This window comes from Pseudomonas sp. IzPS59, from assembly GCF_014863505.1.
In the GTDB taxonomy this organism is placed as follows: domain Bacteria; phylum Pseudomonadota; class Gammaproteobacteria; order Pseudomonadales; family Pseudomonadaceae; genus Aquipseudomonas; species Aquipseudomonas kribbensis.
This window is the reverse complement of sequence record NZ_CP062251.1, coordinates 3,005,862-3,032,821: the sequence shown is the minus strand read 5'-3', so window position 1 is coordinate 3,032,821 and position 26,960 is coordinate 3,005,862. Positions and strand designations below refer to the sequence as shown.

The following is a 26,960-nucleotide window of genomic DNA, read 5'->3' as shown; positions in this document are numbered from 1 at the left end:
TGACCGAAGCTTGCCCCTCTGCGTCAATATGAAAGCTTCGGATACCTGCATGCCTCAGTCCCGCCGCTACGTGTTCATCAGTCTTGGCCTCGTGCTTGTCCTTTTGGTTGCCTGGCTGTCGCTGCGCAGCACCGCCCCCGTGGTGCCGGAAGCCATCAAGCATGGCTACAGTGAAGCGCTGGCCGCCGCCCGGGCCGGCCAGCCGGGCGCGGCGCGGGTTTTGTACCAGCAACTGGGACGCCCGGATCTTTCAGTCAAGCGGCGCGTCTGGCTGCATGCCGAACTGCCGAACTACCCGAGCCCGCAAGCGTTGAAACTGGCCGATGCCGATCTGCAGAACGAGTCCCCCGACGTGCGAATGGCGGCGATCAGGAGCGTGACCGGCCTGGTGCCGGGCGGCCAGCGCAGTCTGTTGCTTGGCCCGTTGCTCGACGATGAAGACCAGAACGTTCGTTTTGCCGCGATCAACGCCCTGCTCGGCCTGTCCCCGGACCAGTTGGGCCTGTACTTCGCGCCGTTGCAGCAAGGCATCGACGTGTGGGAAGAGGCGCTCAAGCATCAGCCGGAAAGCGCCACCAACCATGCGCAACTGGCGCGTCTGTACCTGCACAATGCCGAGCTCAAACAGGCGCAGGAAGCCCTCGAGCAGACCCTTCGTCTGGATCCCGCCAATCTGCCGGCGCTGGTGATGCAGATCGAGGTGCTTGACCGCCAGGGCCAGAGCGACGCCGCCCGGCAACTGCTGGCCCGACAGCTGAAGTCCCAACCCGACTCCGCCTACCTGCAACATGCCCTGGGCTTGTGGCTGCTCCATCACGATCAACGGGAATTCGCCCTGCTCGGTCTGTCCAAGGCCGTGGAGCTGGAACCCGACAACAAGGACTATCGCTACGACCTCGCCACCACGCTGCACAGCGCCGAGGAACTCGAAGCGGCGCAGAAACAGTTACAGGAAATCGTTCAGCGCCACCCCGCCGACCGCAAGGCACGGGTGCTGCTGATCAGTTACTGGAAAGAAAGTGGTCAGTTACAGAACGTGCAGGTTCTGCTGGCCCAACTCGAACAGATGAATCCGGACGACCCCTCGTTGCAGCAGGGTCTTTGAACGACTTCTGACAGCTTCCATGACATACCCGGAAAGAATTTCGGAACCGCCCCCTCGGCAAAGAGTCAAGTAAACAGGCAGCCCGCAAAGGCGTACACCGCCCGCTGCCTCGTTTCCCCTAGTCATGAGAGGGCATTTTTTGTCTACATCGAACGAGTTGATCAGCGCAAAAGCCGCCACCGGCATCGAAGGTCTGGATGACATCCTGGCCGGTGGTCTGTCTCGCAGTCATGTGTTCCTGCTGGAGGGCGAGCCCGGTACCGGTAAAACCACGGTGGCGTTGCATTTTCTCCTCGCCGGTGCCCGTGCCGGAGAGCGCTCGCTGTACATCACACTCTCCGAAACCGAGCGCGAATTGCGCCAGGGTGCGGCATCCCACGGCTGGGAGTTGAACGAGAACATCGAGATTTTCGAGCTGACACCGCCGGAAAGTCTGCTCAATGCCGAGCATCAGCAAAGCCTGCTGTACTCCTCGGATCTGGAACTGGGTGAAGCCACCAAACAGATTTTCGAAGTGGTCGAGCGCTTCAAACCGACCCGGGTAGTGCTCGACAGCCTGTCGGAGATCCGCCTGCTGGCGCAAAGTTCTCTGCGCTATCGCCGGCAGATTCTGGCGATCAAGCATTACTTCGTGCGCTATGACGCGACGGTGTTGCTGCTGGATGACCTGACCACCGAATCCCTCGACAAGACCGTCCACAGCGTGGCCCACGGCGTCATCCGCCTCGAAGAACTGACCCCCAACTACGGCGCCGAACGCCGACGCGTGCGGGTGATCAAGTATCGCGGTCAGAAATATCGCGGTGGTTTTCACGACTTCACCATCATGGGCGATGGCGTGCATGTCTTTCCGCGTCTGGTGGCGGCTGAACATCGGGGCGATTACCCACGTCTGCAATTGACCAGCGGCATCAGCGAAATGGACGCGCTGCTCGGTGGCGGCATCGAGACCGGCTCCAGCACGCTGATTCTCGGCCCGGCCGGTACCGGCAAATCGCTGATCTCGATGATCTTCGCTGCCGCAGCGGTAACGCGCGGCGAAAAAGCGGCATTGTTCATTTTCGACGAAGAACTGGGCCTGCTGTTCGAGCGCATGAAAAACATCGGCATCGACCTCAAGGCCCTGCAAGCCACCGGTAATCTGCTGATCGAGCAGGTCGACGCGGCCGAACTGTCCCCCGGTGAGTTCTCCCACCGGGTACGACGCTGTGTCGATGAAGCCGACATCAAGACCGTGGTGATCGACAGTATCAACGGCTATCAAGCCGCCATGCCGGAAGAAAACGCGCTGGTCCTGCACATGCACGAACTGCTGCTGTATCTGAACCGCAAAGGCGCCGCGACTTTCATGACCGTCGCCCAGCACGGCCTGGTCGGCGACATGCAGGCGCCGGTGGACATCACCTATCTGGCCGACACGGTCATCCTGCTGCGTTACTTCGAAGCCCTCGGCAAGGTGCGCCGGGCGATTTCGATCATCAAGAAACGCACCGGCAGCCACGAATCGACCATCCGTGAATACCGGATTTCCGCCCAGGGCATGACCATCGGCGAACCGCTGGAAGCCTTCCAGGGCGTGCTGCGCGGCGTGCCCACGTACCTCGGCGCGAGCAATCCGCTGCTCAAGGAAGACAACTTGTGACCGTCACCGTCCCGCTGTCGGAACGGGCGCTGATTCTGGCGCCCCTGGGTCGCGACAGCCAGATTGCACTGATGATCCTCAACGAGGCCGGGTATGGCGGCCTGATCACCCCCGACCTGGGAAACCTGTGTACCGAACTGGAACCCGGCGCAGGCCTGTTGCTGATTGCCGCCGAAGCCCTGAATGGCCCGGACCTGGAAGGCCTGCTGGCCTATCTGAAGCAACAGCCGGCATGGTCGGATCTGCCAATCGTCCTGTTCACCCATCATGGCGGCGCCGAGCAAGGTCCGTCTTCACGCCTCAGTGAATTGCTGGGCAACGTGACATTCCTTGAACGCCCTTTTCATCCGGCGACCCTGATCAGTCTGGTTTCTACAGCCTTGCGCGGTCGACGACGACAGTACGAGGCCCGCGACCGTCTGATCGATCTGAGCGAAAGCGAGCGGCGTCTGCAATCGACCCTCGAAACCCTTGAGCAACAAGTCGAGGAACGCACGGCGCAACTGCGGCACAACGAAGAAGCGCTGCGCCAGTCGCAGAAGATGGAAGCAGTCGGTCAGCTCACCGGCGGGATCGCCCACGACTTCAACAACATGCTGACCGGGATCATCGGCAGTCTGGAATTGCTGCGCCGGCGTCTTGCCCGTGGCCGGACAGAGGATCTCGACAGCCTGATCGATCTGGGCGTGACCTCAGCCAACCGTGCGGCGGGCCTGACTCACCGCTTGCTGGCGTTTTCCCGCCGGCAGTCGCTGGACTCCAAAGCGGTGCAGATGAATGATCTGGTGCAATCGATGGGCGAGCTGCTGCAACGCAGTCTCAATGAAAGCATCCAGCTGGACATGCGTTTGCATGAACAATTGTGGGTGGCCGAGGCCGACCCCAATCAACTGGAAAGCGCCCTGCTCAACCTGGTGATCAACGCCCGGGACGCGATGCCCGACGGCGGCAATCTGGTGGTCGAAACAGGCAATCAGGTGCTGGATCGTGATTTCACCGCGAGCTACAGCAATCTGCAACCCGGCGATTACGTCGTGTTAAGCGTGACCGACAATGGCTGCGGCATGCCGCAGAGCGTGATCAACCGCGCATTCGATCCGTTTTTCACCACCAAACCCATCGGTCAGGGCACCGGACTGGGTCTGTCGATGATCTATGGCTTCAGCAAGCAGTCCGGCGGGCATGTGTCGATCGACAGCGAAATCGATCAGGGCACCACGGTCAAACTCTACCTACCTCGGTTTCAGGGTGAGTCCCTGCCCCATACCCCGATGGATACGGAACAGACTCCGGACGCCCTGGAAGGCGAAACCGTGCTGATCGTTGAAGACGACCCGGCCGTACGTGTGCTGGTCAGCGCCGTATTGAGTGAGTTGGGTTACGGATTTGTCGAAGCGAGCGACGCCGACGGTGCCGTGCCCATCCTGGACTCGGCGCAGCGCATCGATCTGCTGATCAGCGACGTCGGTCTGCCGGGCATGAACGGCCGGCAACTGGCGGAAATCGGTCGACAATACCGGCCGGAATTGAAAGTGCTGTTCATCACAGGCTATGCCGAGCACGCTGCGGTGCGCGGCGGATTTCTCGACCCGGGCATGCAGATGATCACCAAGCCGTTCACCTTCGATCTGTTGACGGCGAAGGTGCGGGAGATGATCAAGAGCTGAGGCGGTTGACGCCTCAGGCCAGCAGTTCCTGAATCTTTTCCTGCAATACATCCAGGTCGAACGGTTTTTCCAGGATCGGTGCCCGGCGGGTGATCGGGCTGCCGGTCTCGCGGATTTCCTGCGGATAGCCGCTGATGAAGATCACCTTCAGGTCAGGACGCAATTTGACGGCGGGTTCGGCGATCTGCACGCCGGAGATTCCGCCCGGCAGGCGGAAATCGGTAATCAACATGTCCAGATGCGGCTTGCTCGCCAGAATCTCGAACGCCTGCTCGCCGTTTTCGGCCTGCAATACGCGATAGCCCTGCCCTGACAGATAGTCTGTCAGCACCATCAGGATCACCGGTTCGTCCTCGACGACGAGTACTACATCTTGTGCATCTACGCTCATGGGAAGCCTTTGTTCGGTCAATAGCTGCTGATACGACCGTGTGGTCACTCAGAGGTTGCGTTTGTTTCGCCGTTTTCCTGGAGCGGCAGACAAACGCGAAACAGGGCGCCCTCGTTGATCCTGCTTTCGACGACGATGGAGCCGCCGTGGGCGGCGACGATCTGCTCGGAAATGAACAGACCCAGTCCGAGACCGGCGACCACCGTCTTGGCGGAAACCCGTTCGAACTGCTGAAAAATACGTTTCTGGTTCTCCTCGCTGATGCCGATGCCCTGATCCGCAACTTCGACCCGCGCCTCTTTACCTTCGCGATAAACCCGCACCTGCACCGGGCTCTTGCCGCCATACCGCAAGGCGTTGGTCAGCAGGTTCGACACCACTTGTTCGATGCGGAACTCGTCCCACTGCCCTTCCACCGGCTCCGTCGCGGTAAAGCTGACTTCAGTCTCGGCCGCTTCGATCTGCTGGGCGAAATTCTGCAGAAGGTTGCCCACCAGTTGCGAAAGATCGAAGCGACTCGGTCGGATCGACAGCTTGCCGGTGCGGATCCGCGACACGTCGAGCATGTCCTCGATCAGCCGGATCAGGCTTTTGATCTGACGCTCGTCGCGGTCGACCATGGCGTGCATCTTGTCGAGGGTGAACGCGGCGGCGTTGTCCCGGGCCAGGTGCATCTTGCGCAGCTGCGTTTCGAGGATAAGGCCGTTGAGCGGCGTGCGCACTTCGTGGGCGACGATCGACATGAAATCGTCACGCATGCGCACGGCCTGCTCCAGTTCTCCCTGGGTGCTTTGCAGTTGCTGCAACAGCGCTTCCTGTTCGCGACGGCTCTGCTCCAGCGCTTCGACCTGTTGCTTCATCGCCTTGCTCTGGCGATACAGGTCGACGAAGACGTTGACCTTGCTCTTCACCGCATGGATATCCAGCGGCTTGTGCAGGAAGTCCACCGCGCCACTTTCATAGCCCTTGAACGCGTAGTTCAGTTCACGGCCGGCGGCGCTGACGAAAATGATCGGGATGTTCTTGGTCTTCTCGGTGCCGCGCATCAGTTCGGCCAGTTCGAAGCCGTTCATGCCGGGCATCTGCACATCGAGAATGGCCATGGCGAATTCGTGTTGCAACAACAGCGACAGCGCTTCGTCTGCTGAAAGCGCTTTGTAGACGGTGCGGTCTTCGCGTTTGATCAGCGCTTCGAGAGCCAGCAGGTTCTCGGGCAGATCGTCGACGATCAGCAGTTTTGCCTGAATATTACTCAGCATGCGATTCGTTCCAGCTCGACAAGCAGACGGCCGATGCCGCGTATGGAAAGTATGTGATCCGGTTGATGAGTCTTCAATGCGGCCTCGGGCATGGTCGCCACCAGCGCGTCCTGCGGATCCTGAACGATGGTCAGCCCTCCCTGGCGTTTGACCTGGGCCAGTCCTCTTGCGCCATCGTGATTGGCCCCGGTCAGCAGCACGGCTGCCAGCGTCGGGCCGTAGACATCGGCAGCGGATTCGAACAGGAAGTCGATCGAGGGCCGCGAATGGTGCAAACGGTCTTCCAGGCTCAACGACAGGCTGCGATCCTGCTCCACCGACAGGTGATAACCCGGTGTGGCGAAATACACCGTGCCGGGACTGATGTCCTGTTTATCGATGGCCTCGGTGACCGGTAACGCCACGCGCCGGGCGAACACCTCGGCGAGTTGGCTGCGTCGTTCTTCCGGCAGATGCAGCACGATGATGATCGGCAGACCGAAGCCTGCCCGCAGCGAACCGAGCAGGGTCAGCAAGGCCTCGACGCCACCGGCGGAAGCCCCGACCACAATCGCCTCGACCCGAGGCAAATCCGCTGCACTGTTCATGATTTGCGGTAGATCCGTTCTTGTTTCACCAAGGGTTCGAACTGGTTGGAGTAGCCGGAAAAATCCAAAGTTTCCTTGCTGCCCAGCACCAGAAAACCACGATGGCACAATGATTCATGGAACAACCCAAATGCTCGATCCTGAAGTTTTTTATTGAAATAAATCAACACGTTACGACATGAAATTAATTGGGTTTCGGAGAATACGCTATCCGTTGCCAGGCTGTGATCGGCGAAGGTCACGTTCTCGCACAGGCTCTTGTCGAAAATCGCGTAACCATACGCAGCCGTGTAGTAGTCGGCAAACGAGCGCTGACCGCCGGCCTGCTGGTAGTTGGCGGTGTAGGCGCGCACGTTCTCCATCGAGAAAATCCCCTGCTTGGCCTTGTCCAGCGAGCGCGGGTTGATGTCGGTGGCGTAGATGATCGTGCGATCCAGCAGACCTTCCTCGCGCAGCAGGATCGCCATCGAGTAGACCTCCTCACCGGTGCTGCACCCGGCGATCCAGATTTTGATCGACGGATAGGTCTTGAGCAGCGGCACCACCTCCTGACGGATCGCCAGGAAGTGCGACGGATCGCGGAACATCTCGCTGACCGGAATCGTCAGCAATTGCAGCAATTGCATGAACGCCGTCGGGTCATGCAGGACCTTTTCCTGCAATGCCGAAATGGTCGCGCATTCGAACTGGCTCAGCGCATGTTGCACCCGGCGCTTGATCGATGCGCCGGAATAATCGCGAAAGTCGTAGCTGTACTTGAGATAAATCGCCTCGATCAGCAACCGCAGTTCGATTTCACTGTTTCGTTCAACGTGATTACTACGTTCCACTAAATGCGTTCCATCTTCGGCAACCACACGCGAATCAGCGAGAACAGGCGATCCAGATCGATGGGCTTGGCCAGGTAATCATTGGCGCCCGCCTGCAGGCAGCGCTCCTGATCGTCCTTCATGGCCTTCGCCGTCACCGCGATGATCGGCAGCTTGCGCCAGCGCGGATCCTTGCGGATTTCCATGGTGGCTTCAAAACCATCCATTTCCGGCATCATCACGTCCATCAGCACCAGATCGATGTCCTCGACTTCTTTCAGTTTTTCAATCGCTTCACGGCCGTTCCGGCCGATCACCACGACTGCTCCCTTGGTTTCCAGCGCGCTGGTCAGGGCGAAAATGTTACGCACATCGTCGTCCACCAGCAGCACTTTGCGCCCTTCGAAGACCTTGTCGCGGCTACGCGCGGTTTTCAGCATCTTCTGCCGTTCATGGGACAACTGCGATTCGACTTTGTGCAGAAAGAGTGTGACCTCGTCCAGAAGGCGTTCCGGCGAGCGTGCGCCCTTGATGATGATCGAACGCGAATACTTGCGCAGATCGGCCTCTTCATCACGGGTCAGGTTGCGTCCGGTGTAGACGATGACCGGCGGGAACGAGCAGATGTCTTCAGTGGACATGCGCTTGAGCAGATCGTTGCCGAGCATGTCCGGCAGCTTCAGGTCGATGACCATGCAATCGAAGATCGTCGTGCGCAGCAGCTCCAGCGCATCCTGCGCCAGACCGACGGCGGTGATTTCGATGTCGTCATCACCAATCAGACGGGCGATGCTTTCCCGTTGCAGATCGTCGTCCTCGACCAGCAGCACGCGTTTGACCTTCTGGGTCAGCTTGGCTTCAAGGCGCGCGAACACGTCTTTGAGCTCTTCGCGGGTGGTCGGTTTGACCGCGTAACCGATGGCACCCATGTGCATGGCAGCCTCGACACGATCCTCGACCGAAATCACGTGCACCGGGATGTGCCGGGTTTCGGCGTGTTCTTTCAGGCGTTGCAGGACGGTCAGGCCCGAGTGGTCCGGCAGGCGCATGTCCAGCAGGATCGCGTCCGGCACGAACTCTTTCGCCAGGTCGTAACCTTCATCGGCACCGTGGGCGACCAGGCACTGATAGCCCAGCTCGTGGGCCAGGTCGTAGAGGATGTGGGCAAAGTTCGGCTCGTCTTCCACCACCAGAATGCAGCGGGTGTCGAACGGAGCCTTGTTGCGGTCGTCATTGAAACGCGGGATATCCGCGGAGGCCACCGGCGAAACCGCCACGACCGGCGCGGCAACCGGTGCGGGCGGAGTAAACGTCAGCGGTGCGAACGCCGTTTCGCCCTCTTCGCTGTATTGTTGTGGCAGGACGAGGGTAAACACACTGCCCTGCCCCGGTGCGCTGCTGACGCTGATTGAACCGCCCAGCAACATCGCCAGATCCCGGGAAATCGACAACCCCAGACCGGTCCCGCCGTACTTGCGGTTGGTGGTGCCGTCAGCCTGGCGGAAGGCCTCGAAAATGCTTTCCTGCTGGTCCTGCGCAATCCCGATCCCCGAGTCGCGCACGATAAAGGCAATGCGGTCGTCCGGCTGGCCGGCAATGGTCAGGCTGACCGTGCCGTGTTCGGTGAACTTCACGGCGTTGGACAACAGGTTCTTGATCACCTGCTCCAGACGCTGGCGGTCGGTGAACAGAGTGATCGGCGCATCCGGTTGCAACTCGACGCTGAACGTCAGTTTCTTGTCCGCAGCCAGGGGTTCGAACACGCTGCGCAGGCCATCGGCCAGACGTGCCACGCTGGTGTTTTCCGGAACCACTTCGAGTTTGCCGGCTTCGACTTTGGAAATGTCGAGAATGTCGTTGATCAGGTTGAGCAAGTCGTTGCCGGCGGAATAGATCGACTCGGCAAACTTCACCTGCTCGGCGCTGAGGTTTTCCTGCGGGTTTTCCGCCAGCAACTTGGCCAGGATCAGCGAACTGTTCAGCGGTGTGCGCAGTTCGTGGGACATGTTGGCGAGGAATTCGGATTTGTACTTGCTCGAGCGCTGCAGCTCTTCGGCGCGCTCTTCCAGTTGCACCTGAGCCTGATTCAGTTCGGTGTTCTTCTGGTCCATGGCGTCGCGTTGCTCGGCCAGGGTCTGGGCCTGCTCGGCCAGTTGCTCGTTGGTCTGTTCCAGCTCGACCTGCTGGGTTTCCAGATGCGCCTGGGACTCCTTGAGAATCCGCGACTGCTCTTCCAGTTCTTCGTTGGCGGTTTTCAGTTCTTCCTGCTGCACCTGCAACTCTTCGTTGAGCTGCTGGGTTTCGGCCAGGACTTCCTGCAGACGCTGGCGATAACGCGCCGCTTCGATGGACGTGCCGATGTTGCCGGCAATCAGCTCCAGCAAGGCAACGTCACGCTCGGTCAGCGGACGCAGGAAGCCGAGTTCGATCACGCCGTTGACCCGGTCGTCATCGCTGGTCGGCACCACCAGCACACTGTGCGGCAAGCCTTCACCCAGACCGGAGCTGACCTTGAAGTAATCGGCCGGCACCGAATCGAGGCGAATCAGTCGCGCCTGCTGCGCGGCCTGGCCAACGATGCCTTCGTCGCTATAGAGGGATTGTTCCTGTTGTTCCTGCTCGCGAGAGAAACCGTAAGTCGCCACGCGCTTCAGGCCGCCATGTTCTTCACGCACGTACAACGCCGCGACGGCAGTGCCCAGGTATTGCGCACAAAATTGCAGGATGTTGCGACCCAACAGGTTGAGCGTCAGTTGCCCCAGCACCTGCTCGGCCAGTTCGGTCTGGCCTGTGCGTAGCCAGGCTTGCTGCGAGAGGCGTTCAGCACTGGCCAGTTGTGCGGCCAGGTTGGCGCTGTAACTGTTGGAAAGACTGACCAGATCGCGCCGGCCAATATAGGCCAGCAAACCGCTGATGCCGGCGATGAACAACAGATAGAGGCTGATGCTCCAGATCGTGGTCCGGCGCACATCTTCGTTGCGCGTGGTGCGCAATGTCTGCTCAGTGTCGATCACGTCATCGAATTGCTTGCGGATCTCATCGGTCAGGCGCTTGCCGCGCCCGGCCTTCACCGCAGCCTTGTAGTCGCCGCTGGCGCGTTGCAGGTCGATCATCGATTGCGCGTAGGTCGCCCACTCGGTCTGCAACGCTTGCAGGCGGCGCAAGCGATCGGTCTGCACCGGGTTGTCGGCGGTCAGTTCAAGCAAGGTGTTGAGCGCCACGGCGATGCGAGGCTTGGCCGTTTCATAGGGATCGAGGAAATGCTCGTCGCCACTGAGCAGGAAGCCGCGCATGCCGGTTTCCAGATCGACCGTGAGCTTCACCGCTTCGTTGGCGTTATTGATCACCCGGTCGGTGTGCTCCACCCACTGGATGACCGACAGCAAATAAGTGATCAGCGACACGAAGAACACGGCACTGATCGCACCGACGCCCAGTGGCAGCGCGATGTTGCGGGTCAGCAGTTTGCGAAACCGTGATTCATCAACCGAAGACGGAGAGGACATGTGGCAGCCTTGTCGAACTGTTGAAAACCAGGGAGTTTGCCCCAAAACGGCGGCATGGATCCATTTTTCTCACAGTCTTAGCACTGTTTTCCCACATTTGCCTGCGCCGGATCGCCAGCCAACGGTTATCCTTGCCCGCCCGTTTGCGCCTATTCTTTTTTATATCCATCCGGGAACTTGTGGCCATGCGCCACTTACTCATGCAAGAGCCCGGCAATTTTGATCGACCGGCGCCCCGTCCCCCATTCTTGAGAGCCGCCACTATGTCCACCACCACGTCCACCATCCTTGTAGTAGAAGACGACACCATCGTGCGCATGCTGATCGTCGACGTGCTGGAGGAACTGGACTTCAAGGTGCTGGAGGCGGACGGCAGCGAACAGGCCCTGGCAATCATCAAGGATGCAAATCAGCACATCGATCTGATGATGACCGACGTCGGGCTGCCGATCATGGATGGCCGTCAACTGGCCACAGAGGCTCGCAATATCCGCCCTTCACTGCCGATTCTGTTTGCCAGCGGATATGCCGAGACCATTGAAGTGCCGGCTGACATGCATGTGATCGGCAAGCCTTTCTCGATCGATCAACTGCGCGACAAGGTGAAAAGCGTTCTGGGTCAACACTGACACAAGCGGCCTTTCCCGCGCGGATTCAACCTCAGGATATGTTCTAATCCGCGCGTTTCTTCTTCCCTCTCGTTCTTCAGGAAACACTTTTTCATGAGTCAGCCCGCAACCAAAGTCCTCGTCATTGGTTACGTCTGGCCGGAACCCCGCTCCTCCGCCGCGAGCGGGCATGTGATGCAGATTCTCGAGACCTTCCTGCAACAGGGCTGGGACATTACGTTTGCCAGCCCTGCGGGTGTCGGCGAACATCCGGCCGATCTTGCCGAACTGGGCATTCGCACTGTTCCGATCGAATTGAACAACAGCAGCTTCGATGTCTTCGTCAGCGAACTGGCGCCGGATATCGTGCTGTTCGATCAATTCATGATTGAAGAACAGTTTGGCTGGCGCGTGGAAAAACACTGCCCCGACGCGTTGCGCGTACTGGAAACATCGGACTTGCAGAGTTTGCGGCACGCTCGTCATCAACGCTTGAAGGATCGGCTGAAAGCCAGCGATGACGCGAATGACTTCCATGGGTTGTTCGCGCCCGCGTTGCGCGAAGAATTCGAACTGATGGCTGATACCGATCTGGCCAAACGCGAGATTGCCGCGCTGTTTCGCTGCGATCTGAACCTGATGATTTCGCAGGTGGAAATCGAGTTGCTGGTGCAGCAGTTCAAGTTGGCGCCCGAGTTGCTGCACTGGTGCCCGCTGATGGTCGAACCGTCCAGCACACCGGCAAAACCTTTCGAGGACCGCGCGCACTTCCTCAGTATCGGCAATTTCCGCCACGCGCCGAACTGGGACGCGGTGTTATGGATGAAATCGGCCGTCTGGCCGCTGATCCGCGAGCAACTTCCGAAAGCTCAATTGCACATCTACGGCGCCTACACGCCGCCCAAGGCTGCTGCGCTGCACAATGCCGCGCAGGGTTTTCACATCATGAACTGGGCCGAAGATGCGTTGCAGGTGATGTCCGATGCGCGCATCTGCCTGGCACCTCTGCGGTTTGGCGCTGGCATCAAGGGCAAACTGATCGACGCCATGCTCTGCGGCACTCCGAGTGTCACTACGCCGATCGGTGCGGAAGGCATGCACACCGACCAACCCTGGCCGGGCGCCATTTGTCATACGGCGCAGGATCTGGCCAATGCCGCCGTGGAACTCTATCGCGACGAGGCCCGCTGGCAGGCAGCTCAGTCTCAGGGACAAGCACTGCTCAACGACGTTTACCCGCAAGCCATACATGGACCGGCATTGATCAACAAGTTGCAGGAGTGTCGCCAAAACATTGCTCAACTAAGACGCCAAAACTTTATCGGCAGCATGTTGCGCCACCACTCACACAAAAGTACCCAATACATGGCGCAGTGGATTGAGGCCAAGAACCAGAACAAGTAATCGCTTGATGAAGGCCCGACAACGCAAGCTTTGAGCCGCAATGGGAACTGGCGCACCCCGCGCACAAAGAGGCATGATCGCCGGGCGATAACAAAAAAAGCACCCGATCATGACCCGAACCGCCCGCGTGACCGACCCCTCTTATGAATTGATGGATGACCACAACGGGTTGTCCATCATCTATCGCCAGCACGGCTTCCCCTGCCCGCTGGTGCGCTGGCATTTCCATAAGGAATACGAACTGCATTTGATCGTGGCCAGTTCGGGCAAGGTGTTCATCGGCGACTACATCGGCAACTTCTACCCGCAGACCCTGTTCCTGACCGGCCCCAATCTGCCGCACAACTGGATCAGCCAGGTGGCCGAAGACGAAGTGGTCGAGAAGCGCGACATGCTGGTCAACTTCACCGATGAGCTGTTCGAAAGCGGCCATCAGGTGTTCGCCGAACTCAAAACCCTGGCGCCATTGCTTGAGCGCGCGCAATACGGCATCGAATTCCGCTCACCGCAGACGATTCGTCAGGCCATGACCCTGATGCAACGCATCGCCGATTCAAGCGGCATCACCCGCCTCGGGCACTTTTTCATCCTGATGGAATTGCTGGCAGCCACCGACGACTACCAACTGCTGTCCGGCGCAACCACCCCGCAACTGGCCGACGAACACAACATCGATCGCACCAACCGTGCGGTGGATTACATCTTCGCCCACTACGCCCGCGAACTGCCGCTGGAGGAAGTCGCCGAGCATCTGGGCATGAAACCCACCTATTTCAGCCGCGTGTTCAAGCAGGCCACGGGGCGCAATTTCATCGAGTTCGTCAATCGCCTGCGCATCAGCAAATCCTGCGAACTGCTGGCGGATGGCGACAAACCGGTAACCGAGGTGTGTTTCGAGTCGGGCTTCAACAACATTTCCAATTTCAACCGGCGCTTTCAGCAGCTCAAAGGTATGACGCCATCGCATTACCGGCGGCTGGTAGTGCAGCGCCTGACCGAGCAGAACCACGGCTGACTTCCGAAAACCTGTACGGTTTCATCAACGCTGACCTGCTGGAATCCCCTTCCCTGCGTTAATCACTCCAATCCCGAGTGCAAAAAAGTATCGATTCAAGTGCTAGGGATGATTTGTCAGCCCTGCGATTGAAGGCTGTAATCAGTGCACATTCTTCCTGCAGCCGGAAGACACAAAAACAATAACTGTCCTTCTGTCCCCCTCCGGGTGCAGAAAAGGAGTGCACGATGCAACCCACTGCAAAAGCTCTGCTTGCCCTCACCTGCATGACCCTCAGCAGCGTCAGCCTTGGCGCCCAGACCCTGACCATCGCCACCGTCAACAACAGCGACATGATCCGCATGCAAAAGCTCTCGAAAACCTTCGAGACCGAGCACCCGGACATCAAGTTGAACTGGGTCGTGCTCGAAGAAAACGTCCTGCGTCAGCGCCTGACCACCGACATCGCCACCCAGGGCGGTCAGTTCGACGTGTTGACCATCGGCATGTACGAAGCCGCACTCTGGGGTGCCAAAGGCTGGCTGGAGCCGATGAAGGATCTGCCGGCCAGCTACGCCCTCGACGATGTGTTCCCATCGGTGCGTGAAGGCCTGTCGGTCAAGGGTTCGCTGTACGCCCTGCCGTTCTACGCCGAAAGCTCGATCACCTATTACCGCACCGACCTGTTCAAGGACGCCGGCCTGACCATGCCGGAGCGTCCGACCTGGGAACAGATCGCCGGCTTCGCCGAAAAACTCACCAACAAGGACAAGGAGCAATACGGCATCTGCCTGCGCGGCAAGGCTGGCTGGGGCGAGAACATGGCGCTGATCACCACCGTCGCCAACGCCTACGGCGCACGCTGGTTCGATGAGCAGTGGAAACCCGAATTCAGCGGTCCTGAGTGGAAAAACGCGCTGAACTTCTACGTCGACACTATGAAGAAGTCCGGCCCGCCGGGTGCCTCCAGCAACGGTTTCAACGAAAACCTCGCCCTGTTCAACAGCGGCAAGTGCGCGATGTGGGTCGATGCCAGCGTCGCCGGCTCGTTCGTCACCGACAAGACTCAAAGCAAGGTCGCCGATCACGTCGGCTTCACTTACGCGCCGCATCAGGTCACTGATAAAGGCTCGGCGTGGCTGTACTCGTGGGCGCTGGCGATTCCGACCAGCTCCAAGGCCAAGGACGCCGCCAAAGAGTTCAGTGCCTGGGCCACGTCCAAAGAGTACGGCGAACTGGTCGCCAAGACCGACGGCATTGCCAACGTACCGCCGGGCACTCGCGCCTCGACCTACAGCGAGGCTTACATGAGCGCAGCGCCGTTTGCCAAGGTCACGCTGGAATCGCTGAAGGCGGCTGACCCGAGCAAACCGACCCTCAAGCCCGTGCCTTACATCGGCATTCAACTGGTGACCATTCCCGAGTTCCAGGGCATCGGCACCCAGGTCGGCAAGCTGTTTTCGGCCGCGCTGATCGGCCAGACCACGGTCGACCAGGCCTTGACCGCCGCGCAGCAAACCACCGAACGCGAGATGAAGCGCGCGGGTTATCCGAAGTAATCCTGCGAAAGCCTCTCCTGCCTCCTGCCGGAGCGAGATTGCTCGCTCCAGCACGGTATCTCCATAGGTCTGTATGACTCGGTTGTGATCCCCATGAATACTTCAACTGCCAAAGCCCACATCGACCTGTCGCAACCCCGGCGCAAAAACCGCGTGGCCAATCCGGGCTGGTTTCTGGTCAGCCCTTCGGTGGCCCTGTTGCTGCTGTGGATGATCGTGCCGCTGGGCATGACCGTCTATTTTTCGATGATCCGCTACAACCTGCTCGACCCGGGCATCAACGAATTCGTAGGGCTGGATAACTTCACTTACTTTCTGACCGATTCGGGCTTCCTGCCCGGCGCCACCAACACCTTGCTGCTGGTGGGCAGCGTGCTGCTGATCAGCGTGGTGTTCGGCGTGTTGATCAGTGCGTTGCTGGAAGCCAGCGAGTTCTTCGGACGCGGCATCGTGCGGGTGATGCTGATTTCGCCGTTTTTCATTATGCCCACGGTCGGTGCACTGATCTGGAAAAACCTGATCTTCCACCCGGTCTCCGGGATCCTCGCTTACATCTGGAAGCTGTTCGGCGCGCAACCGGTGGACTGGCTGGCGCACTACCCGCTGCTGTCGATCATCATCATTGTGTCGTGGCAATGGCTGCCCTTCGCGATCCTGATCCTGATGACCGCCATGCAGTCCCTCGACCAGGAACAGAAAGAAGCCGCCCGCCTCGATGGCGCCGGCCCCGTCGCGATCTTCTGGCACCTGACCCTGCCGCATCTGGCACGGCCGATTGCCGTGGTGGTGATGATTGAAACCATCTTCCTGCTGTCGGTGTTCGCCGAAATCTTCACCACCACCAACGGCGGCCCCGGCTATGCGTCGACCAACCTCGCCTACCTGATCTACAACCAGGCGCTGGTGCAGTTCGACGTCGGCATGGCCTCGGCCGGCGGCCTGATCGCCGTGGTCATCGCCAACATCGCCGCGATCATTCTGGTGCGGATGATCGGCAAAAACCTGACTGACAAAGCCTGAGGCCCGCCATGACTCTTCAACAATCCCGCCGGCTGCAAAGCCTGCTGCTCGGCACGCTGGCCTGGGCCATCGCGATCATCATTTTCTTCCCGATCTTCTGGATGGTGCTGACCAGTTTCAAGACCGAAATCGACGCCTTCGCCACGCCGCCGCAGTTGTTCTTCACGCCGACGCTGGAGAACTACCTGCACATCAACGAGCGCAGCGATTACTTCAGTTTCGCCTGGAACTCGGTGGTGATTTCCTTCAGCGCCACCGCCCTGTGCCTGCTGATCGCGGTGCCGGCGGCCTACTCGATGGCGTTCTACGAAACCCAGCGCACCAAAGGCACGCTGCTGTGGATGCTCTCCACCAAGATGCTGCCGCCGGTGGGCGTGCTGATGCCGATCTACCTGCTGGCCAAGAGTTTCGGCCTGCTCGACACGCGCATCGCACTGATCGTGATCTACACGCTGATCAACCTGCCGATCGTGGTCTGGATGGTTTACACCTACTTCAAGGACATCCCCAAAGACATCCTCGAAGCCGCCCGCCTCGACGGCGCCACCCTGGCCCAGGAGATGCTCCGCGTGTTGCTGCCGATCGCCAAGGGAGGCCTCGCTTCAACCGTGCTGCTGTCACTGATCCTGTGCTGGAACGAGGCGTTCTGGTCGCTGAACCTGACCTCGTCCAAAGCCGCGCCGCTGACCGCGTTGATCGCCTCCTACTCAAGCCCCGAAGGTTTGTTCTGGGCCAAGTTGTCAGCCGTTTCGACGCTGGCCTGCGCGCCGATCCTGATCTTCGGCTGGATCAGCCAGAAACAACTGGTGCGCGGCCTGTCGTTCGGCGCCGTCAAATAAGAATTCGCATGAGGAGCGCCACCATGGCCAACCTGAAAATCAAGAATCTGCAAAAAGGCTTCGAAGGCTTTTCCATCATCAAGGGCATCGACCTTGAGGTGAACGACAAGGAATTCGTGGTGTTCGTCGGCCCGTCGGGCTGCGGCAAATCCACCCTGCTGCGACTGATCGCCGGTCTTGAAGAAGTCAGCGGCGGCACCATCGAACTGGACGGGCGCGACATCACTGAAGTCAGCCCGGCCAAGCGTGACCTGGCGATGGTGTTCCAGACCTATGCTTTGTATCCGCACATGACCGTGAAGAAGAACATGTCGTTCGCCCTCGACCTGGCCGGTGTGCCGAAGGCTGAGGTCGAGAAAAAAGTCGGCGAAGCGGCGCGCATTCTCGAACTGGGGCCGATGCTGGAACGTAAGCCGAAGCAACTGTCCGGCGGCCAGCGTCAGCGCGTGGCCATCGGCCGGGCGATCGTGCGCAACCCGAAAATCTTCCTGTTCGACGAACCGCTGTCCAACCTCGACGCCGCCCTGCGGGTGCAGATGCGCCTGGAGCTGCTGCGCCTGCACAAGGACCTCAAGGCGACCATGATCTACGTGACCCACGATCAGGTCGAAGCCATGACCATGGCCGACAAGGTCGTGGTACTCAATGGCGGCAAGATCGAGCAGGTCGGATCGCCGCTGGACCTGTATCACAACCCCGCCAACCTGTTCGTCGCCGGGTTCCTCGGCACGCCGAAAATGGGCTTCCTCAAGGGCAAGATCGCCCGAATCGATGGTGGGAGCTGTGAAGTCTCGCTGGACGCCGGCACACGCATCACCCTGCCGTTCAATGCATCGAACCTGAGCGTCGGCAGCGCCGTGACTTTGGGTATTCGTCCGGAACATCTGGAACTGGCGCAGCCGGGTGATTGCACCCTGCAAGTCACCGCCGACGTCAGCGAACGACTGGGCAGCGACACCTTCTGCCACGTCAAGACCAACGCCGGCGAAGCCCTGACCATGCGCGTGCGCGGTGATCTGGCGAGCCGTTACGGCGAACAACTGAACCTGCACCTGGACGCCACCCACTGCCATCTATTCGATGCCGACGGCGTGGCACTGACCCGCCCGTTGCGCGCCGCCGCCTGATTTCGAGACTGACCCGATGAAACTGAACAAGCAAAACCTCAACCGCCTCGCCGCCGAGGTGAAACTGCCGGCCTACAGCCTTAGCGACACCCGCCAGGGCATCGCCCACATCGGCGTCGGCGGCTTCCACCGCGCCCATCAGGCGTATTACACCGACGCGCTGATGAACACCGGCGAAGCGCTGGACTGGGCCATTTGCGGTGTCGGCCTGCGCGCCGAAGACCGTCGAGCCCGGGACGATCTCAAGGAACAGGATTACCTGTTCACCCTGTTCGAATTGGGTGACAGCGACGACACCGAAGTCCGCGTCATCGGCGCGATCCGCGACATGCTGCTGGCCAGCGACAGCGCCCAGGTGCTGATCGACAAACTCGCCGATCCGCAGATTCGCATCGTCTCGCTGACCATCACCGAGGGCGGCTACTGCATCGATGACAGCAACGGCGAGTTCATGGCGCACCTGCCGCAGATTCAGCACGACCTGACCTACCCGCAACAGCCGCAAACCGTGTTCGGCTTCCTTTGTGCAGCGCTGTCCAGGCGACGCAAAGCGGGCATTCCGGCGTTCACCGTGATGTCCTGCGATAACCTGCCACACAACGGCGCCGTCACCCGCAAGGCACTGCTGGCGTTCACCGCGCTACTCGATCCCGACCTGCGCGACTGGATCGACGCCAACGTCAGCTTTCCCAACGCCATGGTCGACCGCATCACGCCGATGACCAGCACCGCGCATCGCCTGCAACTGGCGGACAAACACGCCGTCGACGACGCGTGGCCGGTGGTGTGCGAGCCGTTTGTGCAATGGGTGCTGGAAGACAAATTCGTCAACGGCCGCCCGGCCTGGGAAAAGGTCGGCGTGCAGTTCACCGACGATGTTTCGCCCTACGAAGAGATGAAGATCAAACTGCTCAACGGCAGTCATCTGGCGCTGACGTATCTGGGCTTTTTGAAGGGATATCGCTTCGTCCACGAAACCATGAACGACCCGCTGTTCGTGCGCTACATGCGCGCCTACATGGACCTGGACGTGACTCCGCAACTGGCGCCGGTGCCGGGCATCGACCTGACCGAGTACAAGAACACGCTGGTGGCGCGGTTCTCCAATCAGGCGATTGCCGATCAGCTTGAGCGGGTGTGTTCGGATGGTTCGTCGAAGTTTCCCAAGTTCACCATTCCGACGATCAATCGGTTGATTGCCGATGGACGCGAGACCAAGCGTGCGGCGCTGGTGGTGGCGGCGTGGGCGCTTTATCTGAAGGGCGTGGACGAGAATGGCGACACTTACTCGATTCCGGATCCTCGGGCGGCGTTTTGTCAGGCGTTGGTGGCGGAGGATGCCTTGATCACTGAGCGGTTGTTGGGGGTTGAGGAGATTTTCGGTACGGCGATACCGCGTTCGGCGGAGTTTGTGGCGGCGTTTGAGTGGTGTCTGAACAGCTTGCGTGAGGAAGGTGTAACGCGGACGCTGGAAAGCATTCTGTCCTGACGGGTGAAACACTCATGACAACCCAACAACTCTTCCTCGGCATCGACTGCGGCACCCAAGGCACCAAAGCCATCATCCTCGACGCCACCAGCGGTCAGGTGTTGGGCCAGGGTGCCGCCGCCCACACGATGATCAGCGGCGCCAATGGCCGTCGCGAACAGGACACCGCACAATGGCTGGAGGCCTTCGCCCTCGCCACCCGCCGCGCCTTGTTGGCGGCAAATGTCGACGGCCAGTCGATCCTCGGCATCGGCGTTTCCGGCCAGCAACACGGTCTGGTACTGCTCGACGAGCAAGGCCAGGTCCTGCGCCCGGCCAAGCTCTGGTGCGACACCGAAACCACGGCAGAAAACGACCGCCTGCTGACTTACCTGGGCGGCGAAAAAGGCTCGCTGGAACGCCTCGGCGTGGTGATTGCGCCGGGCTACACCGTGTCCAAACTGTTGTGGACCAAGGAGCAACACCCCGCCGTATTCTCACGGATCGCCAGGATCCTGCTGCCCCACGATTACCTGAATTTCTGGCTCACCGGCCGTAGCTGCAGCGAATACGGCGACGCATCCGGCACCGGTTACTTCAACGTGCGCACCCGCCAATGGGATCTGCAACTGCTGCGCGACATCGACGCCAGCGGCCGCCTGCAAGCGGCGCTGCCGGAGCTGATCGACGCCCATCAAGCGGTGGGCACGATCCTGCCGGCGATTGCCGAACACCTGGGCGTCAACCCCAACGCACTGGTGTCCAGCGGTGGCGGCGACAACATGATGGGCGCCATCGGCACCGGCAATATTCAGCCGGGGGCGATTACCATGAGCCTCGGTTCTTCCGGCACGGTGTACGCCTACGCCGAGGCGCCGAAGGTCAGCCCGGATGCTTCGGTCGCAACCTTCTGTTCGTCCAGCGGCGGCTGGCTGCCGTTGATCTGCACCATGAACCTGACCAACGCCACCGGGGCGATTCGCGAGCTGTTCGAGCTCGATCTTGAGTCGTTCAACGCGCTTGTCGCCCAAGCACCGATCGGCGCTGAAGGCGTGAGCATGCTGCCGTTCCTCAACGGCGAACGCGTGCCTCCCCTGCCCCATGCCACCGGCAGCCTGCATGGCCTGACGATCGATAACCTGACGCAAGCCAATCTGTGCCGCGCAGCGGTCGAAGGCACCACCTTCGGCCTGCGTTTCGGACTGGATCTGTTGCGCCAGAATGGTTTACAAAGCCGCAGCATTTGCCTGATCGGCGGCGGCTCGAAAAGCGCGGTGTGGCGGCAGATCGTCGCCGATATCATGAACACCTCGGTGATCTGCACCGAGCAAAGCGAAGCCGCCGCCCTCGGCGCGGCGATTCAGGCAGCGTGGTGCAAGTCATGGTCGAATGGCCACGAAGACACCCTTGCCGACCTGTGCCAGCGCTGCGTGAAGCTCGACCTGAACAGTGAAACCCTGCCGGTTGCCGCCAATGTCGCAGCCTTCCAGCAGGCCTATGAACGCTATCGACTGCATGTCGCAACCTTATAAAGAGCAAACAACTATGTACCTGGTGTGTGGCGAAGCGCTGTTCGATTTCTTCAGCGAAGACGATGCCGGCGGGCAGGCGTCGAAAGTCAATTTCAAGGCGATTGCCGGTGGCTCGCCGTTCAACGTGGCGGTGGGTTTGCGTCGCCTCGGTGTGGACTCGGCGCTGTTCGCCGGACTGTCCACCGACTACCTCGGCCGGCGCTTGCAGCAAGTGCTGCAGGACGAAGGCGTTCGCCCGGATTTTCTGGTGGATTTCGCCGCACCGACCACGCTGGCGATGGTCGCGGTGGGTGCCAATGGCTCGCCGCATTACAGCTTCCGCGGTGAAGGTTGCGCCGACCGCCAGTTGAGCCTGGCGCATCTGCCCGCGCTGGGTCCGGAAGTGCGCGGCTTGCACTTCGGTTCGTTCTCGCTGGTGGTGCAACCGGTGGCCGATACCCTGCTCGCCCTGATACGGCGCGAAAGCGGCAAACGCCTGATCAGCCTCGACCCGAACGTGCGCCTCAACCCCGAACCGAACATCGACCTGTGGCGCGAGCGGATCGCCACGCTGGTGGAGCTGGCGGATCTGATCAAGGTCAGCGACGAGGACTTGAGCCTGTTGTACCCCGAGCAGGATCCGCAGCGGGTCATCGAAGGCTGGTTGCAGCATCGCTGCCAGGTGGTGTTCCTGACCCGTGGCGGTGAAGGCGCGACCGTGTTCAGCCGTGCTCACGGTTCATGGTCGATGCCGGCAAGCTCGGTAAAAATCGCCGATACCGTCGGCGCCGGCGATACCTTCCAGGCCGCGTTGATCACCTGGCTGACCGAACATGAACTGGATTCGGTGGACGGCGTACAGCATCTGCAACGCGAGCAGATCGACGCCATGCTCGGGTTTGCCGTACAGGCGGCCGCCCTGACGTGCAGCAAGACAGGTCCGGATTTGCCTTATCGCCACCAGTTGACCTGACCGCGTAGACTGGCGCCCTTTTTTGCACGACGGGATGACGGCTTTTGAATTCGGGGCGCACGGTTGGACTGTTGGTATTGGCGGCATTGCTGAGCGGTTGCGGAACATCGCCGCCGCGTTCGCCGGAAAACCTCTGCGAGATTTTCCGCGAGAAAAGTGATTGGTACGACGCCGCGCAAGTCACGCAAAAGCGCTGGGGCGTACCGATCCAGGTGCCGTTCGCGATCATGTATCAGGAGTCCGGCTACCGCTACGACGCCAAGACGCCGCGCAAATACCTGTTGTGGGTGATCCCGTGGGGCCGCGTCACGACCGCAGCGGGCTACGCGCAGGCCAAGGATGAAGTCTGGGCCGATTACCAGAAAAGCACCGGCCGCCACGGCGCCGACCGTGAAGACTTCGATGACGCCATCGACTTTGTCGGCTGGTACATGGACAAAACCACGTCGATCAACGGCGTGTACAAGTACGACGCCTACAACCAGTACCTCAACTACCACGAGGGCTGGGGCGGTTTCCGGCAGAAGACCTACGCCAGCAAGGCGTGGCTGCCGCCGGTGGCGCGCAAGGTGCAGAACCGCTCGGACATGTACGGCCAGCAATATGCGGCGTGCAAGGATGATTTGAATCGCGGGTTCTGGAGCCGGTTCTGGCATTGGCTCTAAATGCCAGGATCTCAGTAACATTGAGATCGCCATCGCGGGCAAGCCCGCTCCCACAGGGATCTGCGGTGGCCACGATTTCGTGTGCACCAAGTAAACCTGTGGGAGCTGGCTTGCCAGCGATGGCGTCAGTTCAGGCACCGCCGGCTTAAGGATTACAACACCGAAAAATTGTAGCTCACGATCAACCTGGTCTCATCCACATCCCGGGCGAACTTCTCGTAGTTCGTCCGATACGTCGCGTTACGCAGACGCAGGCTGACATCCTTGAACGTGCCGCTCTGGATCACGTACTTCAGCTCGCTGTCGCGTTCCCACTCTTTGCCTTCCTGATCGCTGCCCGGCACTTTGATGTGATCGCCGTTCACGTAACGAGTCAGGAAGCTCAGGCCGTTGATGCCGATGGCCTTGAAGTCGTAGTCGTAACGCAGCTGCCAGGAACGCTCCTGAGCGGCAGCGAAATCGTTGACCTGCACGTAGTTCACCAGGTACGGGTTGCTGCCATCGAGGTACGGCATCGAATTGTCGCCGTTCATGCGCTGCCAGCCGGCGCTGAACGTGTGGCCGCTGATGCCGTAGGACAGCATGCCGCTCAAGGCGCGGTTGTCGATGGAGCCGGCTTTTGCATCGCCACTGTCGGCGCTTTTCAGCAAACGCAGATCCGCTTTCAGTACACCATCACCCAGCGGCTGGTTGGCCAACAGACCCACGAAGTGCTGACGATAGATGTCTTCCAGTTCGGCGTAGTGATACTGCGCGGTCAGGCGGTCGTTGATCTTGTAGTCGAAGCCGTACATGTCGAAATGATCGGCGGTGGTATTGCACGCATAGCGCTTGTTCTTGCAGTGCACGCGGATGTCCTGGGAGTCGGTCGAGTCCCGGGCGGTGTACTTGTCCAGGCGTGCGGCCATGAAGGTCAAGTCCTTCACTTCCTTTGAAGTCAGCATCGCGCCATTGAACATGGTCGGCAGCAGACGGCCGTCGTTGTACTTGAGCAGTGGCAGATCCGGCAGCAACGCGCCGTATTTCAGCACCGTGTCCGAAACTTTCACTTTGGCAGTCAGGCCCATTTTCGCGTACTGACCTTTCGAACCGCGCGGGTTGTCGCCGCTGGACGGCAGCAGGCCGCTGTTGCTGCGGTCGGGGCTGGAATCGAGCTGGAAGCCCGCCATACCCAGCGCATCGATGCCGAAACCCACGGTGCCTTCGGTGTAACCCGATTGCAGATTGAGAATGAAGCCTTGAGCCGACTCTTCGCGCTTGGACGCGCCCTGATCGCTGGAGGTGTGCCCATCACGGAAATCGCGGTTGAAGTACACCGTGCGCGATTCGATCTTCGCCGTGGTGTCTTCAAAGAAACCGCCGGCCTGAGCCTGCGCGGTAAAACCGGCGCACAGCACCAGGGCTCCGAAGCCAAACGACTGGCGCGGGGTGATGAGGGGAAATGGGGGACGCATTGAAAACTCCAACAGAACAACGATTGCGCGGGGGCGCAAACAACCAGAAATAGCTCCCGTCCCGGGACAGTGAAGAGCCGGGAGGAAGTGAACACGCGGGGGTGAGCGCCCATGATGGCAGATGGCTTTGACGCGCTACAGGCGACTTTAGTCTGAAACTGACTGATTGTTCCTGAGCGCCAAATCAGGCGGAAGTCTTGGGACTGGCAGCGCCAAGTGCCGGTTTTACTGAGTAAAACCAGGGTTCTAAGGGTTTTCCCTATGCCTTCGGGGCTGTGCTTCTACGGCATTTGCGCCTTGAACGAGGCCGTTTAATCCTGCACCATCCGCCCACGCTAATCCAAAGGACGGAAATCAAGGCATGCTGGACGCCAACGCTACCCACATTACCCTCACGCTCGAAGGCGCCTCCGCCGACCTGCAAGTCCTCAGCTTCACCGGTCGCGAAGCCCTCAACGAACCGTTCCGTTTCGACATTGAACTGGTCAGCGCCCGTCCTGACCTCAAGCTCGAAGAACTCCTGCACAAGCCCGGCTGCCTGACTTTCGGCGCCACCGGCGAAGGCAAGATCCATGGCCTGGTGTATCGCATCGAACAGGGCGATTCCGGCAAGACCCTGACCCGTTACAGCCTGAGCCTGGTGCCGCAACTGGCCTACCTGCGGCACAACCACGACCAGCAGATCTTCCAGAACCTCAGCGTGCCGAAAATCATCGCCAGTGTTCTGGAAGAGCGCGGCATCCTGGCCGACGCTTACAGCTTCCAGCTCGGCGCCGAGTACCCGGAACGCGACTACTGCGTGCAGTACGACGAATCCGACCTGCATTTCATCCAGCGCCTGTGCGAAGAGGAAGGCATTCACTTCCACTTCCAGCACAGCAGCAGCGGCCACAAACTGGTGTTCGGCGACGACCAGACCGTGTTTCGCAAACTGAAACCGGTGAACTACCAGCAAGACTCCGGCATGACCGCCGACAAACCGGTGATCAAGCGCTTCAACCTGCGCCTGGAAACCCGTACCAGCCGCGTCAGCCGTCGCGATTACGATTTCGAAAAACCGAAGATCCTGCCCGAGGGCGCGGCAAAATCCGCGTTCATGCCAGACCTTGAGGATTACGATTATCCCGGCCGCTTCACCACCCGCGAGCGCGGCAAGTTCCTTTCGACCCGCGCCCTGGAACGCCATCGCAGCGACTACAAACTCGCCGAAGGCAAGGGTGACGAACCGACACTGACCACGGGCCATTTCCTGACCCTGGCCGAACATCCTCGCGCCGAATGGAACGATATGTGGCTGCTGCTGGAAGTCTTCCACGAAGGCAAGCAACCGCAAGTGCTGGGCGAGAACGTCACCAGCGACGTCACCGACAACAAGAGCGATTTCCACCAGGGCTACCGCAACAGCTTCGTGGCCACCCCGTGGGACGCGCACTACCGCCCTGCCCTCGAACACCCGAAACCGAAAGTCCTCGGCAGCCAGACCGCCATCGTCACCGGCCCCGGCGGCGAAGAGATCCACTGCGATCAGTACGGCCGCGTAAAAGTGCAATTCCACTGGGACCGCGACGGCCAGGCCGACGACAAGACCACCTGCTGGCTGCGCGTCGCCAGCGGCTGGGCCGGCGCGGCCTACGGCGGCATCGCCATCCCGCGCATCGGCATGGAAGTGCTGGTGACCTTCCTTGAGGGCGACCCCGACCAACCGCTGGTGACCGGTTGCCTGTACCACAAGGAAAACGTCGTTCCCTACGACCTGCCGGCGAACAAGACCCGCAGCACCTTCAAGACCCTGAGTTCCCCAGGCGGCAAGGGCTACAACGAGTTCCGCATCGAAGACAAGAAAGGTGTGGAGCAGATCTACATCCACGCCCAGCGCGACTGGGACGAAAACATCGAGCACGACCAGAAGATCCGCGTCGGCAATGAACGCCACGACACCGTCGAAGCCAATACCCTGAGCGAATTCAAGGTCGAGGAGCACCGCATCACTCACCTGGACCGCAAGAGCGAAATGCGCGCCAACGATCACCTGACCGTGGGCGTGACCCAGCACGTGAAGGTCGGCACCGGGCAGTTCGTGGAAGCAGGCACGGAGATTCACTACCACGCCGGCGACAAAGTCGTGATCGAGGGCGGCATGGAGCTGACGGCCAAGGCTGGCGGCAGTTTCGTCAAGGTCGATGCCGGTGGCGTGACCATCAGCGGTGCGGAGGTGAAGGCCAATACCGGCGGTGCACCGGGTGCCGGCACCGGGATCGCGATTCTGCCGCCGGTCATTCCGGCCCCGGCCGCCAACGACAAGCCTGGCACCGTCGTGTCGCCGAAACAGGTGGTGAAATCCGCTTGAGGCTAAGCGTTGTTCAACAGGGGAC

21 protein-coding genes are annotated in these 26,960 nt (G+C 60.3%); 15 read left to right on the top strand and 6 right to left on the bottom strand.

The features are described from left to right. The first annotated feature begins 49 nt into the window (after window positions 1-49). The 3 genes from IF189_RS13560 to IF189_RS13550 all read left to right on the top strand — a co-directional run bounded on the left by IF189_RS13560 (window position 50) and on the right by IF189_RS13550 (window position 4,414). Window positions 50-1,105 carry a tetratricopeptide repeat protein gene (locus tag IF189_RS13560; RefSeq protein WP_134826778.1) on the top strand — a complete coding sequence of 352 codons (1,056 nt, stop codon included), beginning with the start codon at window positions 50-52 and terminating at the stop codon, window positions 1,103-1,105. 139 nt (window positions 1,106-1,244) lie between these two features. After that, complete coding sequence (locus IF189_RS13555) at window positions 1,245-2,747, top strand: ATPase domain-containing protein (RefSeq protein ID WP_134826777.1); 1,503 nt, start codon at window positions 1,245-1,247, stop codon at window positions 2,745-2,747. After that, complete coding sequence (locus tag IF189_RS13550; RefSeq protein WP_134826776.1) at window positions 2,744-4,414, top strand: ATP-binding protein; 1,671 nt, start codon at window positions 2,744-2,746, stop codon at window positions 4,412-4,414. The genes IF189_RS13555 and IF189_RS13550 overlap by 4 nt, the downstream gene beginning before the upstream one ends. A gap of 13 nt (window positions 4,415-4,427) precedes the next feature. On the opposite strand, the gene IF189_RS13545 is transcribed toward IF189_RS13550, so the two are convergent. Genes IF189_RS13545 through IF189_RS13525 form a run of 5 tightly spaced genes read right to left on the bottom strand, consistent with a single transcriptional unit; the run spans window position 4,428 to window position 10,966 of the window. Next, complete coding sequence (locus IF189_RS13545; protein WP_007954537.1) at window positions 4,428-4,805, bottom strand: response regulator; 378 nt, start codon at window positions 4,803-4,805, stop codon at window positions 4,428-4,430. Window positions 4,806-4,849: 44 nt separating this feature from the next. Next, window positions 4,850-6,064 (bottom strand): hybrid sensor histidine kinase/response regulator, encoded by a 1,215-nt coding sequence (locus IF189_RS13540; protein WP_134826775.1) that lies wholly within the window; start codon window positions 6,062-6,064, stop codon window positions 4,850-4,852. After that, window positions 6,058-6,651 carry a chemotaxis protein CheB gene (locus IF189_RS13535; protein ID WP_134826774.1) on the bottom strand — a complete coding sequence of 198 codons (594 nt, stop codon included), beginning with the start codon at window positions 6,649-6,651 and terminating at the stop codon, window positions 6,058-6,060. Before IF189_RS13535 ends, IF189_RS13540 begins: the two co-directional genes overlap by 7 nt. Beyond that, window positions 6,648-7,481: a CheR family methyltransferase gene (locus IF189_RS13530; protein WP_007954533.1), complete on the bottom strand. Its 834-nt coding sequence runs from the start codon at window positions 7,479-7,481 to the stop codon at window positions 6,648-6,650. The genes IF189_RS13535 and IF189_RS13530 overlap by 4 nt, the downstream gene beginning before the upstream one ends. After that, window positions 7,481-10,966 (bottom strand): response regulator, encoded by a 3,486-nt coding sequence (locus IF189_RS13525; RefSeq protein WP_134826773.1) that lies wholly within the window; start codon window positions 10,964-10,966, stop codon window positions 7,481-7,483. The genes IF189_RS13530 and IF189_RS13525 overlap by 1 nt, the downstream gene beginning before the upstream one ends. 263 nt (window positions 10,967-11,229) lie before the next feature. Between IF189_RS13525 and IF189_RS13520 the strand changes: the two genes are divergently transcribed. The 11 genes from IF189_RS13520 to IF189_RS13470 all read left to right on the top strand — a co-directional run bounded on the left by IF189_RS13520 (window position 11,230) and on the right by IF189_RS13470 (window position 23,134). Then, complete coding sequence (locus IF189_RS13520; RefSeq protein ID WP_134826772.1) at window positions 11,230-11,595, top strand: response regulator; 366 nt, start codon at window positions 11,230-11,232, stop codon at window positions 11,593-11,595. Between the two features lie 93 nt (window positions 11,596-11,688). Continuing rightward, window positions 11,689-12,978 carry a glycosyltransferase gene (locus IF189_RS13515; protein ID WP_134826771.1) on the top strand — a complete coding sequence of 430 codons (1,290 nt, stop codon included), beginning with the start codon at window positions 11,689-11,691 and terminating at the stop codon, window positions 12,976-12,978. Window positions 12,979-13,087: 109 nt separating this feature from the next. Then, window positions 13,088-13,993: an AraC family transcriptional regulator gene (locus tag IF189_RS13510; RefSeq protein ID WP_085709776.1), complete on the top strand. Its 906-nt coding sequence runs from the start codon at window positions 13,088-13,090 to the stop codon at window positions 13,991-13,993. Window positions 13,994-14,220: 227 nt separating this feature from the next. Continuing rightward, a complete protein-coding gene (locus IF189_RS13505; RefSeq protein ID WP_134826770.1) occupies window positions 14,221-15,531 on the top strand; it encodes an ABC transporter substrate-binding protein in 1,311 nt (436 codons plus the stop codon). 93 nt (window positions 15,532-15,624) lie between these two features. Then, a complete protein-coding gene (locus tag IF189_RS13500) occupies window positions 15,625-16,551 on the top strand; it encodes a carbohydrate ABC transporter permease (protein WP_134826769.1) in 927 nt (308 codons plus the stop codon). Window positions 16,552-16,559: 8 nt separating this feature from the next. After that, complete coding sequence (locus tag IF189_RS13495; protein ID WP_085709773.1) at window positions 16,560-17,390, top strand: carbohydrate ABC transporter permease; 831 nt, start codon at window positions 16,560-16,562, stop codon at window positions 17,388-17,390. 23 nt (window positions 17,391-17,413) lie between these two features. Further along, window positions 17,414-18,517, top strand: coding sequence for an ABC transporter ATP-binding protein (locus IF189_RS13490; protein ID WP_192553483.1), 1,104 nt, complete (start codon window positions 17,414-17,416; stop codon window positions 18,515-18,517). Between the two features lie 16 nt (window positions 18,518-18,533). Next, window positions 18,534-20,006 (top strand): mannitol dehydrogenase family protein, encoded by a 1,473-nt coding sequence (locus tag IF189_RS13485; RefSeq protein ID WP_134826767.1) that lies wholly within the window; start codon window positions 18,534-18,536, stop codon window positions 20,004-20,006. A 14-nt stretch (window positions 20,007-20,020) separates the two neighbouring features. Continuing rightward, entirely contained in the window at window positions 20,021-21,517 is a 1,497-nt protein-coding gene (gene xylB, locus IF189_RS13480; RefSeq protein ID WP_192553482.1) for a xylulokinase, read from the top strand. A 13-nt stretch (window positions 21,518-21,530) separates the two neighbouring features. Next, a complete protein-coding gene (locus IF189_RS13475; RefSeq protein ID WP_192553481.1) occupies window positions 21,531-22,469 on the top strand; it encodes a carbohydrate kinase family protein in 939 nt (312 codons plus the stop codon). Window positions 22,470-22,513: 44 nt separating this feature from the next. Beyond that, entirely contained in the window at window positions 22,514-23,134 is a 621-nt protein-coding gene (locus IF189_RS13470) for a hypothetical protein (protein ID WP_085709768.1), read from the top strand. Between the two features lie 152 nt (window positions 23,135-23,286). Here the strand turns inward: IF189_RS13470 and IF189_RS13465 are convergent, their stop codons facing one another. Beyond that, window positions 23,287-24,588 (bottom strand): OprD family porin, encoded by a 1,302-nt coding sequence (locus IF189_RS13465; RefSeq protein WP_114882842.1) that lies wholly within the window; start codon window positions 24,586-24,588, stop codon window positions 23,287-23,289. A 361-nt stretch (window positions 24,589-24,949) separates the two neighbouring features. On the opposite strand from IF189_RS13465, the gene IF189_RS13460 reads away from it, so the two are divergent. Next, window positions 24,950-26,935 carry a type VI secretion system tip protein VgrG gene (locus tag IF189_RS13460; RefSeq protein ID WP_192553480.1) on the top strand — a complete coding sequence of 662 codons (1,986 nt, stop codon included), beginning with the start codon at window positions 24,950-24,952 and terminating at the stop codon, window positions 26,933-26,935. Window positions 26,936-26,960 lie beyond the last annotated feature (25 nt).

Excerpts from the sequence above, each read along its gene's own strand:
- IF189_RS13540 (WP_134826775.1), bottom strand. The coding sequence starts at position 6,064 with ATGCTGAGTAATATTCAGGCAAAACTGCTGATCGTCGACGATCTGCCC.
- IF189_RS13465 (WP_114882842.1), bottom strand. The coding sequence starts at position 24,588 with ATGCGTCCCCCATTTCCCCTCATCACCCCGCGCCAGTCGTTTGGCTTC.
- IF189_RS13505 (WP_134826770.1), top strand. The coding sequence starts at position 14,221 with ATGCAACCCACTGCAAAAGCTCTGCTTGCCCTCACCTGCATGACCCTC.
- IF189_RS13460 (WP_192553480.1), top strand. The coding sequence starts at position 24,950 with ATGCTGGACGCCAACGCTACCCACATTACCCTCACGCTCGAAGGCGCC.
- IF189_RS13475 (WP_192553481.1), top strand. The coding sequence starts at position 21,531 with ATGTACCTGGTGTGTGGCGAAGCGCTGTTCGATTTCTTCAGCGAAGAC.
- IF189_RS13520 (WP_134826772.1), top strand. The coding sequence starts at position 11,230 with ATGTCCACCACCACGTCCACCATCCTTGTAGTAGAAGACGACACCATC.
- IF189_RS13525 (WP_134826773.1), bottom strand. The coding sequence starts at position 10,966 with ATGTCCTCTCCGTCTTCGGTTGATGAATCACGGTTTCGCAAACTGCTG.
- IF189_RS13545 (WP_007954537.1), bottom strand. The coding sequence starts at position 4,805 with ATGAGCGTAGATGCACAAGATGTAGTACTCGTCGTCGAGGACGAACCG.
- IF189_RS13500 (WP_134826769.1), top strand. The coding sequence starts at position 15,625 with ATGAATACTTCAACTGCCAAAGCCCACATCGACCTGTCGCAACCCCGG.
- xylB (WP_192553482.1), top strand. The coding sequence starts at position 20,021 with ATGACAACCCAACAACTCTTCCTCGGCATCGACTGCGGCACCCAAGGC.
- IF189_RS13560 (WP_134826778.1), top strand. The coding sequence starts at position 50 with ATGCCTCAGTCCCGCCGCTACGTGTTCATCAGTCTTGGCCTCGTGCTT.
- IF189_RS13485 (WP_134826767.1), top strand. The coding sequence starts at position 18,534 with ATGAAACTGAACAAGCAAAACCTCAACCGCCTCGCCGCCGAGGTGAAA.
- IF189_RS13510 (WP_085709776.1), top strand. The coding sequence starts at position 13,088 with ATGACCCGAACCGCCCGCGTGACCGACCCCTCTTATGAATTGATGGAT.
- IF189_RS13515 (WP_134826771.1), top strand. The coding sequence starts at position 11,689 with ATGAGTCAGCCCGCAACCAAAGTCCTCGTCATTGGTTACGTCTGGCCG.
- IF189_RS13490 (WP_192553483.1), top strand. The coding sequence starts at position 17,414 with ATGGCCAACCTGAAAATCAAGAATCTGCAAAAAGGCTTCGAAGGCTTT.
- IF189_RS13535 (WP_134826774.1), bottom strand. The coding sequence starts at position 6,651 with ATGAACAGTGCAGCGGATTTGCCTCGGGTCGAGGCGATTGTGGTCGGG.
- IF189_RS13495 (WP_085709773.1), top strand. The coding sequence starts at position 16,560 with ATGACTCTTCAACAATCCCGCCGGCTGCAAAGCCTGCTGCTCGGCACG.